Origin of the sequence: Rhizobium sp. CFBP 8762 (assembly GCF_014841565.1) — a bacterium.
GTDB lineage: Bacteria > Pseudomonadota > Alphaproteobacteria > Rhizobiales > Rhizobiaceae > CFBP-8762.
Map to the genome: position 1 here is coordinate 158,111 of NZ_JACYUD010000004.1, position 21,763 is coordinate 179,873.

The following is a 21,763-nucleotide window of genomic DNA, read 5'->3' on the forward strand; positions in this document are numbered from 1 at the left end:
CCTCATTGGTATCCGGGGGTTTTGATCGCGGACGGATCGCGTGATCGGATGGTTGGCCTGCAATTCGGACCGGATCGACGAACGCTCCAACAATTGGCGTTTCCGACCCCGCTCTCTTGTCTGGCATCCCTAATCCAGTCCCGTCCTTGGACGGTCAACCCGCAAGGGGTTCGCAGCTCCTGCGACCTCTCTGGCTGCGCCGCCGAGGTGACCGCGGCCAGGCCCAGATCAAACGGGCGCCATCGAGCGGGGATCGGCCCCGCCAACGGATGGAGCCTCACATGTCGGATCTCAGCCTTGCACAAAACCACGCATTCGATTTTGCCCGGACCCTGATGGTCCCGGTCACCCTCTTCGAAATCGATGGAGAGATCGGCGTCATGCCTTCCGCCGAGTATGACGGCGATGAAGACGCCATCATCAACGGATATGACCCCTTTGCCTATGGATCGGCTCATTGAGCCGATCATCCCTTCGGGGGAGCGCGTGCCGCTCGCGCTGAGGCGCGCGCAAGGGAGGCTTCGCCGCGAACCTTCTTGGCAGATCTGCACATTGCGAACCGCGCCCTTGCGCGCTTCCATCTTCGCGGCCTGGGCGCTGCCAGTCCGAAAAGTCAGGAAAGCTAAAGGAAGTGAAATGGAGAAAAATGACATAGAGGAGCTGCGCGCCCGGGTGGGCTGCGCAGCCCTCCTTGAGCATGAGGGCTTCGCGATAGACCGGAAAGAGAGCACGCGCCGGGCGGTCAAATTCCGGCGCGACGACGATATCGTCATCGTGATCCACGACGACAGGGGCTGGTTTGATGCTCGCTCCGACGCAAAAGGCGACGTCTTCGCACTTGCGAGCTATCTGCATGGGATCGGTTTTGCCGAGGCCCTGGCGATGGTCGGCGATCTCGTCGCGTTTCAGCCAACCGCAGCGACCTGGGAGAAGCCTCTTCGTCAAACGCAAACAGGGGCTTCGATCCCTGACCGCTGGAACCATAGAAAACGGCCGTGGCGAGCATCGGCGACATGGAGGTATCTTCGACAGAACCGGGCGCTGCCATGGCGGGTCATCTCTGCGGCGATCGAGGCGGACGTTCTTCGGGAAGGCCCATATGGCTCGATGTGGGCAAAACATGTCGATGAGGCTGGCGCCGTCATCGGCTGGGAGGAGCGCGGTCCGGACTGGCGCGGGTTTTCCACCGGCGGGGCCAAGGCGCTCTCCCGATTTGGTAACGCCGGTGCGCCCCGGATTTGCGTCACGGAGGCGGCGATCGATGCACTCAGCCTCACCGCAATAGAGCACATAAGATCCGACAGTCTCTATGTCAGCACCGGAGGCGGGTGGTCTCCGTTGACCGCGCAGGCGTTGGAAAACCTGGCTTCCGGGGAGGGCGCATGACTGGTGGCGGCGACCGACAACAATGTTCAGGGTGAGGTCTTTGCCGATCGCCTGCGCCAGATGGCGGACCGCGCCGGTTGCGATTTCTCGCGGCTGAGGCCGCAATGTAAAGATTGGAATGAGGAATTGAAGGAGAGGAGGGAGAAAGGAGAGCTGCCGCATACGCGTACAGCGCATCAAGGGTGAAGCTGCCGCCCGCCTGACGGCGGCCCTTGACCCGCTGCCCGCGAGGCGCCGGCTGAGGAGGGGTAATCAAAGGACTGAAAGAAGAGGTCGATCAGCTTCCGCTTCGGTCCTCAACCCCAAAAGGAGCAGCCGATGTTCAATCCTCCCACCATCCGTAAAGTGTTCGAAGGTGTGGCCAACCGCCACGAAATGTACGCCCTGTTCAATCGCCATAGCCAGTCGCCGTTCGACGATGACCGGACAAATGGCACGCGATATGTCGGCGAGTGGTTCGAGATATCCGAAGCCGACCACGACCACATGTTCGAAATTTTGCCACCGCTCTTCTATCGAGGTGACATGTTCGCGATGCGGGAGTTTCTGGCCGCCAGCGTCACTAGCGTATTCTTCGCGCTGACGATTGACGATCGGTCTCGCTGGTTCCACGGCTATTGCGACCTGAGCGATAGTCAGTCGCCAGACCGGCTGCGCGGCGAGATCATCGCCTGGGAATCCCGCCCAGTGCGCGCCATGAACCGACAGGAAAAGCTCGATCATATCTGGAGCGCGACCGGTCCCGATTTCCGCGGCTATGCCGACGCTCGCTTTCCAGCCGATCTGCGCAATCGCCAGATCGTGCTCGTTTATCCCTCAGCTCAAGGCAAGGTCTGGAAGCTGCTCGACGATCTGACCGACGAGGAGATCGCCGCCAAGCTGCCGGTGCAGTTCCGCCTCCTGCCGGAAACCATCGCTGCCTGACGGCATCCGTCACTTCCCAATCTCACCTGTTGGTTTCCACGCAGAACTGAGCCGGTTAGACGCATAATTTCCATTAAGAATTGAGCCATGTGAACCTTCCCCTAACGCGGTGAGCGACGGGGGCAACGGAGTGATCCACATGGGACTTTTAAACATCATCCGTCGGATAAAGCTGCGCGAGAAGCAGTCGATCCGCGAGATCAGTCGGCATACCGGTTTGTCGCGTAACACGATCGCGAAGTATTTGAACGCTGGTACGATCGAACCGACGTTCACGGTACCGGAGCGGCCGGGCAAGCTTGATCCTTTTGCCGACAAACTGGCGGCCTGGTTGAAGACCGAGGCCGGAAGGTCGCGCAAGCAGCGCCGAACGCTGAAGCAGCTTCATGCCGATCTGGTGGTTCTCGGCTTTACCGGCTCCTATGGTCGGGTCGCCGCCTTTGCCCGTGAGTGGCGGGTTGAGCAGCAGACGACTGGCCGCGGGATATTCGTTCCGCTGTCTTTCCGCGCAGGCGAAGCATTCCAATTCGATTGGAGTGAAGATTATGCCGTGATCGGCGGCGAGCGCACCAAGCTTCAGGTCGCACACATCAAGCTATCGCACAGTCGGGCGTTTCTGGTCAGAGCCTACCTGCTGCAGACGCACGAGATGCTGTTCGATGCCCACTGGCACGGCTTCCGTGTGTTCGGCGGCGTACCTGGTCGTGGCATTTACGATAACATGAAGACAGCAGTCGATCGCGTCGGTCGCGGCAAGGAGCGGCAGGTCAATGTCCGCTTCCAGGCGATGACGAACCACTATGTTTTTGCGCCCGAGTTCTGCAATCCAGCGGCAGGATGGGAGAAGGGTCAGGTCGAGAAAAACGTTCAGGATGCCCGACCACGGCTGTGGCAACAGATGCCGGACTTCCCGGATTTGGCAACGTTAAATATCTGGTTGGAACAGCATTGCCAGGACCTGTGGCGGGAGACGGCACATGGCACCTTGTCCGGCACAATCGCAGATGTTTGGGCTGATGAGCGGGCAGCATTGATGGCGCTCCCCGCCATGTTTGACGGCTTCGTCGAGCAGAGCAAGCGCGTCTCGACGACATGCCTGATCACCTTCGAGCGTAATCGTTACAGCGTGCCAGCATCATTTGCGAACCGGCCCGTCAGCCTGCGGATCTATCCTGACCGACTGGCCATTGCGGCCGAGGGCAATATCCTATGCGAACATGTTCGGATCATCGAGCGGAGCCGCCGCGGACGATTTATGACTGGCGGCATTACCTTGCCGTCATCCAGCGCAAACCCGGAGCCCTGCGCAATGGCGCACCTTTCCTGGAATTGCCGCTGGCCTTTCGACGACTGCAGGACCAGATGCTGCGCCGCCCTGGCGGTGATCGCGAGATGGCCTATATCCTCGCTCTCGTCCTCCATCACGACGAACAGGTCGTCGTTAGAGCTGTAAAACTGGCTCTGGATCAAGGCGTAGCAACCAAAACGCATGTGCTGAATCTGTTGCATATGCTGATTGATGGCAAGACGACAGACGGTCCCGACATCGATACGCCACAGGCACTGACCTTGCTGCGGGAGCCCAAGGCCAATGTCGAACGTTACGATGGCCTGCGTGTCCGGATCGTGGGAGGTCGCAATGCGTCATGATCCCGCCAGCGCCGCCGTCGTCATCATGCTGCGTAGCCTGAAGATGTATGGCATGTCTCAAGCCGTCACGGACCTGATCGAGCAAGGTGCTCCGGCTTTTGACGCGGCCGTGCCGATCCTGTCCCAGTTGCTGAAAGCCGAGATGGCCGAGCGTGAGGTCCGGTCCATCGCCTATCACATGAAGGCTGCCCGCTTCCCGGCCTACAAGGACATCTCCGGATACGACTTCGCCGCCAGCGAAATCAACGAAGCGACGGTGCGCCAATTGCACAGATGCAAGTTCATCGACGGGGCGCAGAATATAGTGCTTGTCGGCGGACCGGGCACAGGAAAAACACATGTCGCGACCGCCCTCGGTGTCCAGGCGATCGAGCATCATCGCCGCAAGGTCCGCTTCTTCTCGACCATCGAACTGGTCAACGCGCTCGAGCAGGAGAAGGCTAGAGGCAAGGCAGGCCAGATCGCTGAGACGCTGGTTCGCCTCGATCTGCTGATCCTCGATGAGCTCGGATACCTTCCATTCAGTGCCTCAGGCGGAGCGCTGCTCTTCCACCTGCTGAGCAAGCTTTATGAGCGCACCAGCGTCATCATCACCACCAACCTCAGCTTCAGCGAATGGGCAACCGTCTTCGGCGACGCCAAGATGACGACGGCTCTTCTCGACCGTCTCACCCACCGTTGCCACACCCTTGAAACCGGGAACGACAGCTTCCGCTTCAAAGCCAGCTCGGCCGCAGCAGCGCAAAAGAGAGGAGAAAAAGCCAGTCACTTGACCCGAGCTTGATCAAAAAACCATACTTAGAGGTGGCTCACTTCTCGGTGGAAAAACCGGCTCAGTTCCGCGTGAAAACCAACATGATCGCAGCGCGGGAAACGGTAATGCAGATCGTACCTGTGAATGATCGTCTTGTCGTCGAAGCGCGCGTTCAGTCGGCCGATATCGACCAGTTGCATGTTGGCCAACAAGCTGTACTTCGCTTCTCGGCCTTCAATCAGTGTACAACGCCGGAAATCGTAGGGCAGATCAAGACCGTTGGTGCTGACCTCGTGCATAACGCGCAAACGGGCGAAAGCTGGTATACGGCGAGCATCCAAATAGAACCCGACGAGATGTCAAAGCTCGGAAATCTTACTCTGCTTGCAGGCATGCTAGTTGAGGCCTTCATCAAGACCAGCGAGAGAACAGCGTTGTCTTATTTGATCAAGCCGCTCGCTGATCAGATCAACAAGGCGATGAGAGAAGACTGAAACTAAGAAAGTGTCTGCTAAAAGGTTCCCGACAGCGGTTTACCTAGAAAATCGGAACAAGATGAGCGAGTTAGCAAAAGCAGTATTCAGTCCACAAAACCGTTCGTTTATCGAGAAGAACAGACGCCAGTAAATGAGCGTCGGTGTACCCAATGCCCATGCTAAAAACCCCCTGCTGTTCGATCATCGCCATGACTTCCCCTGCAAATGGGCTTTCCTTACGTCCACCGCAAGACCACGGCACTGGTCGCGGGCCTGCGCAGTACCGGAATGGTCGCGGCGCTTGTGATCGACGGGCAATCACCGGAGACTGATTCGAAGCCTATGTCGATCAGGTACTTGTGCCCACGCTCAAGCCTGGCGATGTCGTCATTCTTAACAATCTCCCCAGCCATAAGCGACCGGCCGCTCGCGCAAGGATCTAGGCCGCCGGAGCACGCATGCTTTTCCTGCCGCCTTTTACAGCCCAGACTTCAACCCGATTGAGAGGGCATTCTCCAAGCTGAAAGCACTCTTGCGGAAAGCAGCAGAGCGCACGGTGATAGCATTCTGGGACAGAATCGGAAAACTGATCGAGCTCATCAACCCTCAATAATCACAAAACTTCTTCAATTCCTGCGGATATGATCCAACTTGAATGGGAAACACTCTAATTCAAAATGCATCCCCACAAACCCTAATCGCCATATTAAATATTTAAAAGAGTCACAACGATTTATGGTTAGAAACAGACAACCATTCATACGAAAGTTGGCGGATTTTACTTTCAGCTTCGTCTATCATTTTCGAATAGTGATCATTTTGAATCCCCCAAAGGGTCGACATCATTTCTTCTCGGTGTCCCACCAGGAAAGGAAGTGTGACAACGGTCTTAAGTTCTACCTGATTTTCAAGGTAGCGGTCTATAGCGTTAGAATCTACATCGTTATTAGTGGGATCCCACTGAACCATTAGATCGATGGCACGACGATTGTAAATATTGAAAACCATGCTGGTCATACGGTCTAATTTAACAAAAGTAAGTCCATCCACCTCCTGCACGTCCAATATGCGCGTATCATTGTGAACTGAGGCAATCATACCGGAAAAAATATCCCACCCATTAGTAGATTCTAAATAGACTCGTATCTTACGCAACCGTTCAAGATGGTCCTCGCGAAAAACCGCATCGTCTTCGAACACCGTCAGTTCAGTCAGTCCATTGCGTTGAGCATGTCGCGCTAGCGCACTGTAGCTCGAGCCGCATCCGATCCAGCCCTTCACGTTCCGGATACCATCGAAGACGCACGACAAAGGCGGCTTTGTTTCCTGGAAGAGGCGCCGCCGCTTTATTGTTTCTGGCAAAGAGAGAGCTATTTGCGGATAGGTGTTAGGCAAGTAAATTTCATCATTAAGGATCGTGTCCGGCGGCAAAACGCCCAGAGACGTTAGAAAACGGTCGAACATGAAAGTGAAACGATGGGCGCTTTTCGCTGTTGCTTGAACGACCTCCGGTTCTAGGGCGGATGCCGCTTGTAACGTGGATTCGGCAACACGTAGCATTTCTTCGATGGACCCCTCCTCGAAAAAGTGAACCGCTCCAGCAAGCTCGGGATAGTCTTCTTGGTCTTGAGCTGACTCGGACACGACTGGAACGCCTTGGGACAGGCACTCTTGAATACGTGGCATCTCAAGAAGCGCATTTTCGTAATAATGAATATTGATAACGACACGAGCTTTGCGGATTAGCGCATGCATCTCCTCGCCAAATGCGTTGTTGCAAAGCTTAACTTGGAATTGCGCCTGTAGCGCGTCGATCATCTTCGCCCGCCGTGGTGAACTATAATAATCACCGTAAAATAAGAAATCATACTCCTTTTGCGCGGAGGGCAGCGTGTCCTTTATCTCCAGGGACGTTCCAATAGGTAAGTAGAAGACATGTGGATAGGCGATTCCCTTGCCAGTCAAAAAGTCAATATTAACAAGGGAATACTCTAAAACCGCCAGAGAATTCTCGAGCATCGACAAATAGCCGGGCGTAAACCAGCGGGATGAGACAGATTGTTCTAGCTGGAAAATAACGCGTTTTTCGCCAGGCGGTAAACGTTCGAACATCTGAGCACATAGAACAATGTAAAGATCATTGTTGAAGGAACTGGGGGCTTCGGTCATCACGACTGTATTTATGCCGTGAAGTGCCAGCCGTTCAACCATGCACTGTGCAATAAAAAGTGTGTGAGGCGTTGTAAGAATTCCCCAAATCCGTCCCTCTGCGCTTGATAGGTTTTGCTGAATGACTTCAAGCTGGGTTTCGCGCCTATAGTGACGCAACCTGCCAACAAAACCGCTAAGATCGCGACGGCGCAGATAGTTAAGGGCATTTTTAGACCTTAGCCCAAGTATGCTGCGTGAGATTGGTTGTACCAAATTGCTCAGCCCGAACAGCGATTCTAAGCGGCGACGTGACGCTCGAAGAGGTGCTGTCAATGTCCAGGATTTCGATGCAAAAATAGTCTGTGTCATAGTTGTAAGTTCATCGAATCGTCGCTTCTCGTTGTCGTAAGCGTCTTTCAGTCGCTCTAATTCGTGATTGTCAGCATCACGTTCCTGTAAAAGATCTTTAAATTTTTGCTTCAAAGAAAAAAGGTGTGCGAGCTGCTCGTTCAGATCATTGCTCTGCGTCGCCAAACGGGCATTCGCATCGCCTAATTCCTTGCTTTGCTCCAATAAGCGGGCATACTTTTCGGTCAACTCCTTGCTATGCCTTGTCAAACCGGCATTCTCTTCGATTAATTTTTTGCTCTGCGCTGCCAAACGGTCATTCTTTTCAGCCAGTACCTTGTTCTGCTCGGCCAAAAGAATTCTTTCAGTAGAAAGCCGCGCGTTTTCACCAAACAACTGTTCCGCTTCTTGACGTAACCCATCAAGCTCCCGATCGCGTTCTGCCATTACGCGTTCCCAAGACTGGATAACCTCAGTGTCATTAATGGGTTGTTCAAAAACACCGCCCTCAATTGTCACTAGTGGTGCATCAGATGCCAAAGCCAGATGGTAATACGGTTCTACAACACCGGGTGACGAGATGATATTACCGTCGCGCAACAAATAGCTGCACAGTTTGGCCGATCCCGAAGCTGGAAGAAGGAAAGAGCCGAAAGCAATCCGCTGAGAAAAAAAATGTATCTGTCGAAAATGCCGCTGCAGTAGATTATGGAACTCTTCCTCGTAGAGTTCACGTACATGGAACGGATTGCGGAAATCACGTAGATCGGAGTAGTTTTTCTTGTCTGGGCTGGATATAAATAGTGTACCATCAGGACGCAGCACGCGTTTAAACTCGGACATTGACTCTTCGTGCTGGTCATGATGTTCAAGCGTCTCAAAACTTACAATGACATCGACGCTGTGGTCGGGCAACGGGATGCTAGCGCAGCTACCAACTATAAACTTTAAATTAGTGCGGGCATATTTGTCGCGAGCATGCTGAACCGCCTCTGGAGCTATGTCCACACCGTAAACTTGCATAGCACAAGACGCCAAAAGGTCACTTCCATAGCCTTCCCCACTGGCAATGTCGAGAACAGTTTTCCCCACCACCAGAGGCAACGCACTGTAATAGCGATGGAGGTGCTCAATAACGATATTACCGGTTTCCTCCGGAACAAAACGTTCACCGGTGAATGCCATTTTTTTATTAGTATCCGACATAGCTCAGGCTTCCGCTTTCAAAGTAATGCTAGACATTGGGACACCGACTAGACCTGTAGCAACGAGTGAGGTTTCTGATCGTATTGCCAATGCCTCATGTATCCAATGATGTTGCACATGCGCCTCTTGTGTTCCGTCCGCAATAGCGGCGCCTATTGTGTAGTTACCAGCGGGGAGTATCGGCATGCGAAAGACAAACTCCGCCACAAGAATTTTGCCTGCAGAACAGAATTTATGATCGTCAATAGTGCTTAGAAAAGTATTATCGCCAAACAAAGTCTGGCCTAGCCGATCCTTAAACATAAAGCCGATAATGGGCGAGGCAAGATTGGTGTGAGTTTTGACTGTAATCTTCACGGTCACCCTCTCGCCACCCACAACCCAACTCAGCGAAGAGCCCGCCATGTCGTGAATGGTAACACCAATGATCTCAGCTCGCCTCTCGCCAAAGCTGTCGCTATTCGGATCGAACTGGAAAATCTGAAGATCGTTTCGCAAGTTAGAGGCGTTGACGAAGGCGAGACGTCCGTCAACAAAATCTTCTTCCTGGACCGCAAAAGCTTCCGCAGAAGCTTCAACTGGAGTTTCTGAAGCGGAATTGCTCTCGCTGTAGTAAGCTTTCAAATACTGATTACACACATCCTTTGGGATTCCATCCATCAGCACAGTCCCTTTGTCCAGCCAGATAGCTCGAGAACATAGACCACGTACTGCCGCTGTGTCATGGCTGACAAAAACAATGCTACCTCGCTGGATGAAATCGTGCAGAAAGCGCATGCACTTTTGTGTAAAGAAAGCATCTCCAACTGCTAGGGCTTCATCAATGACAAGAAGATCCGCATCAATATGGGCAATAACTGCGAAGGCAAGGCGTACGAACATTCCGCTAGAATAAGTCTTGACCGGCTGATTAATGAAATCTCCGATATCGGCAAATGCGGCAATGCTATCGTAACGCTCTTCAATTTGTTTTTGGCTTAATCCAAGTAAAGTGGCATTGAGATAAACATTTTCGCGCCCGGTGAATTCAGGATTGAATCCGGAACCAAGTTCAAGCAGTGCACCTATACGACCCGCCGTTTTCACGGAACCTGTGGTAGGGTGTAGCGTTCCACAGATCATCTGAAGCAGCGTAGATTTACCACTACCATTACGCCCTATGATGCCAACGGTTTCACCTTTTTTAATCGTAAAGGAAACTTCTTTCAAAGCCCAGAATTCTCGAAAGTAGTTATGTGCGGTCATGCCAAGCCGCGACTTCAGCCGCGGAATCAGCATCTGTTTCAACCGGTTACGAGGGTGATCATAGATTTGATAGCACTTTGCTAGAGATGTGACAGTAATCGCATCATCAAATAACATCCGCAAAGCCTTTACGTGTTTTCTGAAACCAGATGAATCCAAGCCAAGCAATCAACAACGCGCCAGCAAGTTCCACCGCATACAGGAACCAGTTAATAGCCTGTCCAAAAAACAGAACTTGACGCATTTGTTCTACCACCAGCGTTAGCGGATTGAGCGACACGAAGATCCTGTACTCCTCAGGCAATGCTGACAGTGGGTAGAAGATCGGCGACATGAACATCGTCACCGCAACGAGGATCGTTACAAATTGTGCTACGTCGCGCACAAAGACGCCAACTGCTGAAACGAACCAAGAAAGCCCCATTACAAACAGCAAAAAGGGTAAAATAACAATTGGAGCAAGCAACACAGTGAGTGAGGGAAGACCAAAAAATACAACGTAGGCGACCAACCAGACGGAAAAACTAATACCTGCGTTTACAGCTGAAACAGTAAGATTTACCCAAGGAAGAACTTCCAGCGGGAACACCACTTTTTTGACGTAGTTGGCATTGTTGATAATCAGGTTCGGAGATTGGTTGAGACATTCCGCAAAAAAATTAAAAAGAATCAATCCGATAAACAAAACAAGTGCAAATTCCGTTTTAGAGTCAGATCCTGTTCCCCAGCGTGCCTTGAAAATTACGCTAAACACAAAGGTATACACGATCAGCATCAAAACCGGTGTCATAAAGGCCCAAATGAAGCCAAATAGCGAACCGCGGTAGCGCGCCGAGAGATCACGCTTTGCCAGTGACAGCACCAGCCGCCAGTGATCCGACAAACTGCGCATGACATCCAACGGGTAGGCATGATAAGTGTTCATTGATTACTCCTAAAGCACGTCACGCGGAAGCGAAATTGCTTTTACGTTCAGGGATGCTCACCTACAATAGATTAAAGCGGTAATCGGCTGTTTTCTCATTGGATTCGTCATTCCGCTACTTCAGTAAATGCCTTAAATACCGCCCATAGTCGCTTTTCCCAAAATAGCTGGCAATTCTTTCTAGTTGACCTGCATCAATAAAACCTAATCGATAAGCGATTTCCTCTGGGCACGAGATCTTAAACCCCTGCCTACGCTCTAGCGTCGCAACAAATTCTGACGCGTCTAGTAGGCTGTCAGGCGTTCCCGTATCAAGCCAGGCATAGCCACGCCCTAACTCTTGAACTGAAAGCTGACCGCGTTGCAAATAAACGCGGTTTACGTCGGTAATTTCGAGTTCCCCTCGCGCGGACGGCTTTAGGTTGGCTGCGATATCGACGACTTCTTTGTTATAGAAGTAAAGACCAGTCACGGCCCAGTTCGATTTGGGCTGCTCCGGCTTTTCTTCGATTGATATTGCCTTTTTTTCCTTGTCAAACTCCACTACGCCATACCGTTCCGGATCGCTGACGTGGTAAGCAAAAACAGTTGCGCCATCGTTTTGGGCGATTGCGGATTTGAAGAGATCATTAACCCCATGTCCGTGGAAGATGTTGTCGCCAAGGATAAGGCAGGAGGGGCTATCCCCAACGAAGTCTGCACCGATAATGTAGGCTTGTGCCAATCCGTCTGGACATGGCTGCTCAGCATAGGACAGGGAAATGCCCCATTTCAAGCCGTCGCCAAGCAAGGCCTGGAAGTTTGGTAGGTCCTTTGGTGTAGAGATGATTAAAATGTCGCGGATGCCTGCTTGCATAAGAGTCGACAAGGGATAATAGATCATCGGTTTGTCATACACCGGCACCAGCTGCTTCGACGTCACCAGTGTCATAGGATGCAGGCGCGTCCCGCTCCCACCCGCAAGAATGATACCCTTCATTTTTCGTCCTCAAAGATTCACAGGTATGATCTGGTGGCGACCAGACGCTTGATCATGTTTTGTGTAGAATCCTGCCAAGGTGGAAGCTGTACGCCATGGGTGGTCCGCAGTGCTCCGCTGTTCAAGCGAGAATTCGCGGGGCGTTTGGCAGGTGTGGGATAGTCAACTGTTGATATATGGCCAACACCTGCGGTCGGCCCACCGTTTGCAGCAGAGATACGGAAGATTTCTGCTGCAAAGTCAGCCCAGCTCGCGTCTCCTTGCCCGGACATATGGAATACGCCGCGAAGATGAGGGGCTGAGCTTTCAATCAGGTTGCAAGCAACCTTCAAAACGCCATCCGCAATATCTAGTGCTGATGTTGGATTGCCAATCTGATCGGCAACGATATTGAGCGCATCACACGTTTCGCCCACGCGCAGCATTGTTTTGGCAAAATTCTTGCCAAACGGACTGTAGACCCATGCCGTGCGCAGGATCACAACGTTGTGTGTTGTCTCCAGCAGGTAGCGTTCACCTTCCAGTTTGGTGCGCCCGTAAGCGCTGACTGGCCCAACCGGATCGCTCTCGACGTAAGGCGCGCTTTTTGTACCATCAAAGACATAATCGGTAGAGAGATGGACAATTGGGATATTTCGTGAGGTCGCACTCTCAGCCAGCGCCCGCGGACCCAAAGCATTCACCCGTCGCGCCGTCTCTTCGTTGCTTTCTGCTTGATCAACAGCCGTGTAGGCCGCCGCCGAGATAATCAAATCCGGCTTGATATCGTCTACTGTCGATTTGATAGTGTCAAGCTGCTCCAGATCGAGTACGGGACGCCCAACAGGGATCAGTTCTATTAGGTTATATTCAGGACGGCTGCACTGCTCGATGAGGGAGCGTACCACTTGGCCTTCGAGGCCCGTTACAAGATAACGTAATTTGGAAATCATTCGGTAGCTTCCGTCTTGATAATGCCAAGACGCTGACCGGCATAGCCCTGACGCAAGGGAGCCCACCACCATTCGTTTTCGATGTACCAGCGCACCGTTTTCTCGATCCCGGTGTCAAAATTTTCTTGCGCTTTCCAGCCTAGTTCCGTTTCCAACTTCGATGCATCAATGGCATAGCGAGCATCGTGACCGGGCCGATCTGTTACATGTTGTATCAAGGTCTCGTGGGGTTTGTCTGATGGACGCAAACTGTCCATCATTGTGCAGATACGCTTGACGACGTCAATGTTGCGCCGCTCGTTGCGTCCGCCAACATTGTACGTCTCGCCAATCCGTCCTCGCTCGACAATAATATCGAGCGCCCTAGCATGGTCTTCAACATACAGCCAGTCGCGGATATTTGCGCCACTGCCGTAGATCGGCAGGGGCTGAGTATGTAATGCGTTGAGAATAACCAACGGAATGAGCTTCTCTGGAAAATGGTAGGGCCCATAATTGTTTGAGCAATTGGAAACTACAACTGGCATCTCGTAGGTATGAGCCCAAGCCTTTGCGAGATGATCAGATGCGGCCTTTGAAGCGGAATAGGGTGAGCTGGGATCATACGGTGTCGCTTCCGTGAAGAGACCATCATCCTCCAAGGATCCATAGACTTCGTCTGTCGAAACATGAAGAAAGCGGAAGGTCTTCTGTTTATCCCCTGAAAGACCTTGCCAATAGGCTCGCCCAGCTTCTAGCATGGTGAAGGTACCAAGCACGTTGGTTTGGACGAAGTCCTTTGCGCCGGTGATCGAGCGGTCCACATGACTTTCTGCGGCTAGATGCATGACGCGATCGGGTTTAAAGCTGTTGAACGCTTCATGAATAGAGCTGATGTCGCAGATGTCGGCCTTCAGAAAGCGGTAATGGTTGCTCCCTTCGACCGAAGTGAGCGACGTCAAAGTTCCAGCATACGTCAGCTTGTCGATGTTGAGGACATCATAGCCCTTGTCTAAAATGAGATGTCGTACAAGCGCAGAACCAATAAAACCGGCGCCACCGGTAACAATAACACGCATGCGACACTCTTACTCCGCAACCACAAAAGATGAAGGCAAATCTACCAGCGTTGGATGACGTTTGTCCTTGTCGGACAATACGACTCTTTCGATAGACACTGGCCAGTCGATACCAATAGCCGGATCATTCCACAAAAGGCCACGATCATGCTCGGGACTGTAGTAATTGGTCACCTTGTAGCTGATGACCGTGTTAGGTACGAGAGTACAAAAGCCATGCGCAAAACCTGCTGGGACCCAAAGCTGCTCACCACTATCGGCGGTGAGTTCAGCTGATATATATTGACCATACGTCGGTGAACTCTGGCGAATATCCACAGCAACGTCAAAAAGCACCCCAGCTATGCAGGACACCAGTTTGCCTTGAGCTTGAGGTGGGAGTTGAAAATGAAGGCCACGTACGGTCCCAGCTTCAGCGGAAAATGACCGGTTTTCCTGAACAAAACGCACAGGCCCTGCCTGTTCTTGGAATAACTCCTCCCGAAAAGTCTCCATAAAGTAACCACGGTTATCGCCAGTTTTTTTCGGAATTATCAAAATAACATTTGAAATATCAAAATTATGAAATTGCATAAGACCTCTTGCCCGTCACGATGTTTTTGTATTTCGTAGGTCAGATTTCACTCGGATACTGCTTACGCTTTTGCACATTCAGGACGTCTATTAATTTGTGCCGCCTCTACAAAGCTCCTTAAAATCTTCAACAGGCTTAAGCCTCTACCGCATAATTCAGTCTATAAAAAGAGTCAAATTTAGCTAAAATTCAACTAAATTAAGGTGGGGAGAGTACCTCATAAAATAGTACATAATTCTTTGTCATAATAATAATTATTTTATAAATTCAAAATCAATGTAAAATTAAATATCGAAACATGCTTCTGAGGTGAATAAGTGCGTAAGTCGAACTTTTGTGGCTTTTTCTTTGGGCATAATGCGATACCTTTACATCACTACAAAGTACAACAGTTAAGTTTTTATTTCTTACCCTTTTGCAAATATCAACATCTTCATAGTATAAAAAATATTTTTCATCAAACCCGCATATTTCTTTGAATATACTTGATCTAAACATCATAAACATACCTGCGACCCAATCTGGTTCAACAATATTTTTATAAGAATTAGGAAATTTTCCTTTTGAACCAAATATAAGCTTTTTAAGTAAACGACCTATACTAGGAAAGTATCTAGCACTATCTTCTACATTACCAAGCTTCCCTACGATCAAGGGAGCTGCGATCGCCACTTGATTTATTGTTAAAGCAGATATTAGTGATTCGTACACCTCTTTTCCAAATCTGACGTCGGGATTCATCACACAAAAGTAGTTGGTGTTGCATAGCGCAAACGCTTGATTATGGTTAGATGCAAACCCACGCTTTCTTAGATTTCGAATAACTATGACTCTATTATCATCAGGTATATAAACATCTTCACTTATGTTAAACGTTAGAATAACTCTAGAAACAAGCTTGCTTGCCAGCGCATCTTTTAATGCCGCTGTGGTCATTGCTCCGTGACCATGGCTCACGATGGAAACTGTTATCACGACGAGATCCTTAAATAGGCAACTACTTCACCGTCACCAGCTGGGCAAGTTATGCGGCTGACCACGTTTGTGCCCACGGAAACGGCCGTGTAAGACACGATTAACTGGATTTTCAGCGCATATATCATTGGCAAGATTGCTTTGTCGACAGAGCAGCATGATGGTCACCATAGAAGCAGCTTGGATGTAGCAACTACCTTTTATAGGTAAAGACGATCATCTCGCTGCTGTCGGCAGAGGTAGCTTATAAATTTCGATGGCAACATCAAGGTCGTTTGCGAAGGGACCCCGAAGAGGCGCGCAATCAAATCGTTCTGATCGTTGATGATCCAGCCTCCGGAAAAGCCAAAGCCCTTCCGCAGCCAAAGCATGGCCTCGAAATCTGCGATGGTTTGCCGTGCCGTGTTGAAGGATTGGAAGCCACCGATCTTGGCATGTTCTTCTTAACCCGGAAATGGTCACTTTCGATGCCTTGCTGGAGATGCTTGGTAACATAGTGGATGGGGCCGGGTGCAGAAGCCCGTCATCAATCGACGTTTTGATCGTTGACGGCAGGGTGTTGGCCCCGTCTGTCCCGATCCTGTTCGGTGATAACAAAGGTTCGTCTTTAAGCATCTTGCGGAAGAACCGCTTGGCGGCGTCGAGATCGCACTTTGCGGTCAACAGGAAATCCACCGGATTGCCGTGTCTATCGATGGCTCGGTACAGATAGCGCCATTTGCCGCAGATTTTGACGTAGGTCTCATCGATCCGGACCGAGCCGAAATGGGATCGCCGAAACTGCCGCAGCCGTTTTTCGATCATTAGCGTATAAGCCAATACCCAGCGGTGACCGTGCTATGATCGACCTCAAACCCCCGCTCGCGGAACATCTCTTCCAGGTCACGATAGCTGAGCGGGTAGCGCAAATACCAGGCAACCACCTGTACAATCAGCCAAGCCTCGAAATGCCTACCTTTGAAGTCATCCTTCGACTGCCGCCTCAGCTTCTCGGCAATGGCATTCAGAATCATGGACTCGCGCCGCAACTTTCGAAGCGGAGAATTCCATGACTATGGTCAACATAAAGCTAAGCTTGAAAATCTGCGACAAGCCCTAGCAAGGTCCTGTTTATCTGTTGAGCAGTGAGCGTACCCAATCAATGTCATGTATCATGACGAATTGTGTAACGTGAGAGGACCGTTCACTGCAATAAATATCGTACCAATCAAATGAGACCGCCATTGTTGATAAAACGCGGGCTTACTGTTCTGTGTATTCCAGTGTCCGTTGCACGATCCTCTTACGGACAAACCAATTCGGTGGTAGCAGGCCGAACAATGATTGACGGTAGGCATACGGGCATTCGTTGGGTATGATGATGGTAGTTTTACCCTTTTGAAAAGGATTGTCTCAATGCGGTATTCGATACCATTGCAGGAAAATGGGCGGTTAATCCTGCCAGCAGACATACGACGTGCTTTGAACCTCAAAAAGGGTGACAGGGTCATCATCGATACACAAGGAGATCGTATCGAATTGACCACAGCGCAGCGCGAGCGACGCAGAGCACAAATGCTGTTTCGCAGCTTCATTCCGTCGGGAGAGCAACTGGTCGATCAATTGATCAACGATCGGCGGGCCGAGGCGCTTGAAGAGGACAACGTACCATCCACGCAGGCAAAACAACCATGAGCGCCTGTGTGATCGACACCTCTGCCATCATTGCTTATCTCAACGAGGAGCCGGGTGCTGTCATCGCTGAAGAGTGGTTGGATAAAGGAGCAGCAGTGTCGACGCTTTGCGTCCAGGAGGCGATCACTATCCTCGTTCGTCGCGGCGTTGACCGTGATGCAGCAGCCGAAGTGATGACAGCACTGGGGGTAAAAGCATATCCGCTTGATTTTGATCTTGCTGTGGACGGCGGAGCACTCATAACACAAACCCAATCCAAAGGCCTGAGCCATGGTGATCGCGCCTGTCTTGCACTTGCCCGAAAATTAAAGCTGCCGACCGTGACCACGGACCGAATTTGGTCTGAAATCGCTGATGAGGTTGGCGTGAAAGTGGTGCTAATTAGATAGTTAGCGTATTCGAGATGACTGACCGCTTAGGATAGCTTCAAAATTCCTCATCAAAACTGCAAGCGGAAAAGTCAGAAACCAAACAAATGTCAGGACTCCTGCGTTAATGAACATGAGTTCTTATAACGACCATTTCGCGTGAAAGCATTTACAATTATCCTAAAATTACTATGGACAGCAGTATAAGTTGCCTCAAAATTATTCGCCACGGACGTCAACTCTAATCTTAAAACAGTACGAGCGTCACAGGGAGTATTTGAGTGTCTCGTAAAACGATAACAGATCTTGCACAGGCCGCCGGGGTCAGTATAGCGACAGTTGACCGTGTGTTGAGTGGGCGTCTGCGGGTCAGGGAAGAGACCGCACGCAAGGTGTATGATGCGGCAGAAAAAATAGGGTTTTACGGGTCCAACTTAATCCGACAGCGTGTATTTGCGGATATACCCCAATATAGGCTAGGCGTCATTTTGCGAAAAGAACGCCACGCATTCTATCAGGTGCTTGCGTCTGAACTGGAGCTCGCAGCGTCCAACACCCGCGATTGCAAAATCAATCTGGACATCCAGTTTGCCAGTTCTTCCGACCCAAAAGAATTGGTTGAGCTGTTGCAGCGCTTCAAAGGCCGCGTGCATGCGGTTGCCGCAACCGGTCCCGATCACCATACGGTGACAGAAGCCGTCAGGGATCTTAAACAGGGTGGCATCCCGACGTTCTCACTTCTGTCGGATTTTGCGCAAGGCATACGGGAAAACTACATTGGCCTGAACAACCTGAAGGTTGGCCGCACTGCAGCATGGCTTATTTCCAAGCTTTCCTCCCGCGCCGGGAAAGTCGTTCTGTTTTTAGGCGGTCACAAATTTCATGGACATGCGCTTCGCGAAGCCGGGTTTCGCAGCTACATCCGTGAATATGCGGAGCAGTTCGAGGTTCTTGATCCCTTGGTCAACCTCGAGACACGTGGCCTTACCTATGAAGCGCTCTCAGGATTGCTGGCGCGTTACTCCGATCTGGTGGGGGTCTATTGCGCAGGCGGCGGCATGGAGGGTGCCATCGAAGCTATGCGGGAAGCCGCCTCAGACCGTGATGTCGTTTGTATCGTCAATGAACTGACCGACGAGTCACGCGCAGCGCTTCTGGACCGGACCATCTCCTGTGTCTTGGCGACTCCGGTGCAGGGACTGTGTGCAGATTTGATGGCCGCAACGATTACGGCAGTCGAAAGTGGTATGGCGAAAACCCCGGGCCAACGATTTTTGGCACCGCAGATATGGGTACCCGATAGCCTTCTATAATCTGATAGAGTCTATCATTTCTTGCAAATTTCCTTGCAGGATTGATGGTCTTATTAGGGAACTCTGTATTGACCCACGCAGCTGACACGGGCAATGGTGGATGTGCAGGGCGACTGGGACGAGGACTTAAGTCGGACCTGCAGCACAAACAATAGCTGATTGAATGAACGCACCTATCGAGTTCGAGCGAAGAGTCGTGCCATTTTTATCAGCAATCTGGGAGGGTGATATGAAAAAGCAAATACTGGCAGCACTTGCAGGTTACAGTATGATGGCATCAGTGGCATCAGCTGAAACAATCGGCGTATCGATGGCGTTGTTCGATGATAACTTCTTGACGGTCTTGCGCAACGGCATGATCAAGCATTCGGAAGATCAAAAAGACGTGTTGGTTCAGGTGGAGGATGCCCAGAACGACGTCGGCAAGCAACTCAGTCAAATTCAGAATTTCATTGCGTCGGGTGTTGATGCCATTGTCGTAAATGCCGTCGATACGGACGCGACCGTTGCCATGTCCAAGGCCGCCGAAGAAGCCGGAATCCCTCTGGTCTATGTCAACAGACAGCCGGTGAATGTGGAAGAGCTGCCGAAAGATCAGGCCTTCGTTGCCTCGGACGAAAAAGAGTCCGGAACATTGCAAACGCAGGAAGTCTGCCGCCTGCTCAAGGCGCAGGGACTGAAAGAAGCACGTGTTCTGGTGATGATCGGAGAATTGTCCAATCAAGCCGCCCGCGTTCGCACACAGGATATCAAGGACGTTATTGCAACACCGGAATGCAGCTTCATGAACATTGTTGAAGAGCAAACCGCAAATTTCATTCGCACCCAGGGTGCTGACCTGATGACGAACTGGCTATCGGCTGGTGTGCAGTTTGATGCGGTTATTGCCAACAATGACGAAATGGCAATTGGTGCCATTCAATCTCTGAAAGCGGCCGGGCGCGCAATGGACACCGTTGTTGTGGCCGGCATTGACGGAACGCAGGATGCCATGGCCGCCATGGCCGCAGGGGAACTGGATGCAACCGTTTTCCAGAATGCCGATGGTCAAGGCCGTGGTGCCATTGATACAGCTCTGAAGCTTGCCAGAAAAGAAGCTGTCGAACAGCGCGTTTACGTGCCGTTCGAATTGGTTACACCCGCTAACCTTACGCAGTATCAGGCGAAAAACTAGGCGGATTGTTCAGCACCCTGCTGCTTTGGACGCCGGGTGACTGAAGCTCGCCGTGAGTTGAGACCCGCTCTTTCAATATAGTGTTCACAGGAAACAGTCTGTTATGATCAGCACGACGACTGAGGCAGCTATACGCACATACAAAGACAGGCTCGAAACCTACGGCCTGCTGAGTATCAAGGGTATTCGCAAGGCGTTCCCCGGCGTTCTGGCACTGGATAACGTAGAGCTTCGGGTTCGGCCCGGAACTGTTCACGCGCTGATGGGCGAAAACGGGGCGGGTAAATCCACTCTGATGAAAATCATTGCGGGCGTATACCAGCCCGACGCCGGAGAGATACGTCTGCGTGGCGAGGAGGTTTCCCTAAAGTCTCCCTTGCATGCGCTTAAAATGGGAATTTCCATGATTCATCAGGAGCTTGCCCTGATGAACGACATGACGGTGGCAGAAAACATCTGGATCCGGCGTGAACCGCACAATCGTATCGGCCTGATAGATCATGGCAAAATGGCGGATATGACGAGCGAATTGTTCACACGGTTGAATATCGATGTCGAGCCGGGCGCAAGTGTGCGCGATCTGACAGTTGCACAAAAGCAGATGGTGGAGATTGCGCGCGCGGTCAGCCACGACTCCGATGTTCTGATCATGGACGAGCCCACGTCTGCTTTGACCGATCGTGAAGTGGACCGTCTCTTTACCATCATCCGCGATCTGAAATCGCGCGGTCTCGGCATTGTTTACATCACGCACAAGATGAACGAGCTGTTCGAAATCGCCGACGAATTCACCGTTTTCCGGGATGGAAAATATGTCGCCACTCATTTGAGTACTGATGTGAACCGTGACGACATCATTCGCATGATGGTGGGTCGCGACATCACGGACATGTTCCCCAAGGTTGATTGTGATATTGGCGAGACCATTCTGGAGGTTGAAAACCTCACCTTGCCGGGTGTGTTTCACGATATTTCCTTTAAGCTGCGACGCGGCGAAATTCTGGGCATTGCCGGACTGGTCGGCTCCAAGCGGTCGAATGTCGCCGAAGCACTTTTCGGGATCACGCCAGCAGCCTCCGGCGACATCAGAATTGATGGTCAATCCGTATCCATTCGCAGTCCCCAAGAAGCCATGGCGCATGGCATGGCATTTTTGACGGAAGACCGCAAAGAAAGCGGTTGCTTTCTGACGCTGGATTGCTTGGCCAACATTCAGTCAGCGCTGATTACGCAGAGCCATGTTCACGCGGGTTTTGTTGATGAAAAGGAAGTCACACGTCTTTGCTCCGAGATGGCGCAGCGCTTGCGCGTCAAAACGCCTGACCTCTACCAGACGGTCGAAAATCTGTCTGGTGGCAATCAGCAGAAGCTGTTGATTGCGCGATGGCTGCTGACGGAGCCGCGCATTCTCATACTGGACGAGCCGACCCGAGGCATCGATGTTGGCGCAAAGTCTGAAATTCATCGGTTGATTTCGGAGCTGGCGGGAACCGGCGTTGCGGTCCTGATGATCTCATCCGAACTGCCTGAGGTTCTGGGCATGAGTGACCGCATCCTGGTGATGCACGAAGGGCATGTGTCCGGGATACTGGAGCGCTCTGAAGCCGATCAAGTGAAAATCATGGACCTGGCTGCGCGATAAGCGAGGACG

17 protein-coding genes and 5 pseudogenes are annotated in these 21,763 nt (G+C 51.6%); 12 read left to right on the forward strand and 10 right to left on the reverse strand.

Features of this window, described 5'->3' with window-relative positions:
* The first annotated feature begins 281 nt into the window (after positions 1-281).
* The 6 genes and pseudogenes from IFT84_RS11380 to IFT84_RS11405 all read left to right on the forward strand — a co-directional run bounded on the left by IFT84_RS11380 (position 282) and on the right by IFT84_RS11405 (position 5,208).
* Entirely contained in the window at positions 282-461 is a 180-nt protein-coding gene (locus tag IFT84_RS11380; RefSeq protein WP_192119425.1) for a hypothetical protein, read from the forward strand.
* 175 nt (positions 462-636) lie between these two features.
* Positions 637-1,572 (forward strand): annotated as a pseudogene (locus IFT84_RS11385) (DUF3991 and toprim domain-containing protein).
* A 132-nt stretch (positions 1,573-1,704) separates the two neighbouring features.
* A complete protein-coding gene (locus IFT84_RS11390) occupies positions 1,705-2,310 on the forward strand; it encodes a DUF1419 domain-containing protein (protein ID WP_192119426.1) in 606 nt (201 codons plus the stop codon).
* A 139-nt stretch (positions 2,311-2,449) separates the two neighbouring features.
* Positions 2,450-3,960, forward strand: a pseudogene (gene istA / locus IFT84_RS11395) (IS21 family transposase).
* The gene (istB, locus tag IFT84_RS11400; protein WP_192119427.1) at positions 3,950-4,744 is read left to right on the forward strand and encodes an IS21-like element helper ATPase IstB; all 795 of its coding nucleotides are present in this window, start codon (positions 3,950-3,952) and stop codon (positions 4,742-4,744) included. The pseudogene istA and the gene istB overlap by 11 nt, the downstream one beginning before the upstream one ends.
* Positions 4,741-5,208, forward strand: coding sequence for an HlyD family efflux transporter periplasmic adaptor subunit (locus tag IFT84_RS11405; protein WP_244651189.1), 468 nt, complete (start codon positions 4,741-4,743; stop codon positions 5,206-5,208). The genes istB and IFT84_RS11405 overlap by 4 nt, the downstream gene beginning before the upstream one ends.
* 88 nt (positions 5,209-5,296) lie before the next feature.
* On the opposite strand, the pseudogene IFT84_RS21780 reads toward IFT84_RS11405, so the two are convergent.
* Positions 5,297-5,407: pseudogene (locus IFT84_RS21780) on the reverse strand (type II toxin-antitoxin system VapC family toxin); the annotation flags it as partial.
* Positions 5,408-5,409: 2 nt separating this feature from the next.
* Between IFT84_RS21780 and IFT84_RS11410 the strand changes: the two are divergent.
* Positions 5,410-5,803: pseudogene (locus IFT84_RS11410) on the forward strand (transposase); the annotation flags it as partial.
* Positions 5,804-5,913: 110 nt separating this feature from the next.
* Here IFT84_RS11410 and IFT84_RS11415 read toward each other — a convergent pair.
* From IFT84_RS11415 to IFT84_RS11455, 9 genes and pseudogenes are all read right to left on the reverse strand, one after another.
* Positions 5,914-8,895: a class I SAM-dependent methyltransferase gene (locus tag IFT84_RS11415; protein ID WP_192119428.1), complete on the reverse strand. Its 2,982-nt coding sequence runs from the start codon at positions 8,893-8,895 to the stop codon at positions 5,914-5,916.
* 3 nt (positions 8,896-8,898) lie between these two features.
* On the reverse strand, positions 8,899-10,257 hold the full coding sequence (locus IFT84_RS11420; RefSeq protein WP_192119429.1) for an ABC transporter ATP-binding protein: 1,359 nt from the start codon (positions 10,255-10,257) through the stop codon (positions 8,899-8,901).
* Positions 10,247-11,065 carry an ABC transporter permease gene (locus tag IFT84_RS11425; RefSeq protein WP_192119431.1) on the reverse strand — a complete coding sequence of 273 codons (819 nt, stop codon included), beginning with the start codon at positions 11,063-11,065 and terminating at the stop codon, positions 10,247-10,249. Before IFT84_RS11425 ends, IFT84_RS11420 begins: the two co-directional genes overlap by 11 nt.
* Before the next feature lie 115 nt (positions 11,066-11,180).
* Positions 11,181-12,044, reverse strand: coding sequence for a glucose-1-phosphate thymidylyltransferase RfbA (rfbA, locus tag IFT84_RS11430; RefSeq protein WP_192119433.1), 864 nt, complete (start codon positions 12,042-12,044; stop codon positions 11,181-11,183).
* Between the two features lie 17 nt (positions 12,045-12,061).
* Positions 12,062-12,976, reverse strand: coding sequence for a dTDP-4-dehydrorhamnose reductase (rfbD, locus tag IFT84_RS11435; RefSeq protein ID WP_192119435.1), 915 nt, complete (start codon positions 12,974-12,976; stop codon positions 12,062-12,064).
* Positions 12,973-14,034: a dTDP-glucose 4,6-dehydratase gene (gene rfbB / locus IFT84_RS11440; protein WP_192119437.1), complete on the reverse strand. Its 1,062-nt coding sequence runs from the start codon at positions 14,032-14,034 to the stop codon at positions 12,973-12,975. Before rfbB ends, rfbD begins: the two co-directional genes overlap by 4 nt.
* 9 nt (positions 14,035-14,043) lie before the next feature.
* On the reverse strand, positions 14,044-14,607 hold the full coding sequence (gene rfbC, locus IFT84_RS11445; protein ID WP_192119439.1) for a dTDP-4-dehydrorhamnose 3,5-epimerase: 564 nt from the start codon (positions 14,605-14,607) through the stop codon (positions 14,044-14,046).
* A gap of 274 nt (positions 14,608-14,881) precedes the next feature.
* Positions 14,882-15,583 carry a glycosyltransferase gene (locus IFT84_RS11450; RefSeq protein ID WP_192119441.1) on the reverse strand — a complete coding sequence of 234 codons (702 nt, stop codon included), beginning with the start codon at positions 15,581-15,583 and terminating at the stop codon, positions 14,882-14,884.
* A gap of 284 nt (positions 15,584-15,867) precedes the next feature.
* Positions 15,868-16,596, reverse strand: a pseudogene (locus tag IFT84_RS11455) (IS6 family transposase); the annotation flags it as partial.
* A 382-nt stretch (positions 16,597-16,978) separates the two neighbouring features.
* On the opposite strand from IFT84_RS11455, the gene IFT84_RS11460 reads away from it, so the two are divergent.
* From IFT84_RS11460 to IFT84_RS11480, 5 genes are all read left to right on the forward strand, one after another.
* Positions 16,979-17,257 carry an AbrB/MazE/SpoVT family DNA-binding domain-containing protein gene (locus IFT84_RS11460; protein WP_192119443.1) on the forward strand — a complete coding sequence of 93 codons (279 nt, stop codon included), beginning with the start codon at positions 16,979-16,981 and terminating at the stop codon, positions 17,255-17,257.
* Positions 17,254-17,646, forward strand: coding sequence for a PIN domain-containing protein (locus tag IFT84_RS11465; RefSeq protein WP_192119445.1), 393 nt, complete (start codon positions 17,254-17,256; stop codon positions 17,644-17,646). Before IFT84_RS11460 ends, IFT84_RS11465 begins: the two co-directional genes overlap by 4 nt.
* A 260-nt stretch (positions 17,647-17,906) precedes the next feature.
* Entirely contained in the window at positions 17,907-18,938 is a 1,032-nt protein-coding gene (locus IFT84_RS11470; protein ID WP_192119447.1) for a substrate-binding domain-containing protein, read from the forward strand.
* A 229-nt stretch (positions 18,939-19,167) separates the two neighbouring features.
* Positions 19,168-20,112, forward strand: a complete 945-nt coding sequence (locus tag IFT84_RS11475; protein WP_192119449.1) for a sugar ABC transporter substrate-binding protein — start codon at positions 19,168-19,170, stop codon at positions 20,110-20,112.
* A 103-nt stretch (positions 20,113-20,215) separates the two neighbouring features.
* Complete coding sequence (locus IFT84_RS11480) at positions 20,216-21,754, forward strand: sugar ABC transporter ATP-binding protein (protein WP_192119451.1); 1,539 nt, start codon at positions 20,216-20,218, stop codon at positions 21,752-21,754.
* Positions 21,755-21,763 lie beyond the last annotated feature (9 nt).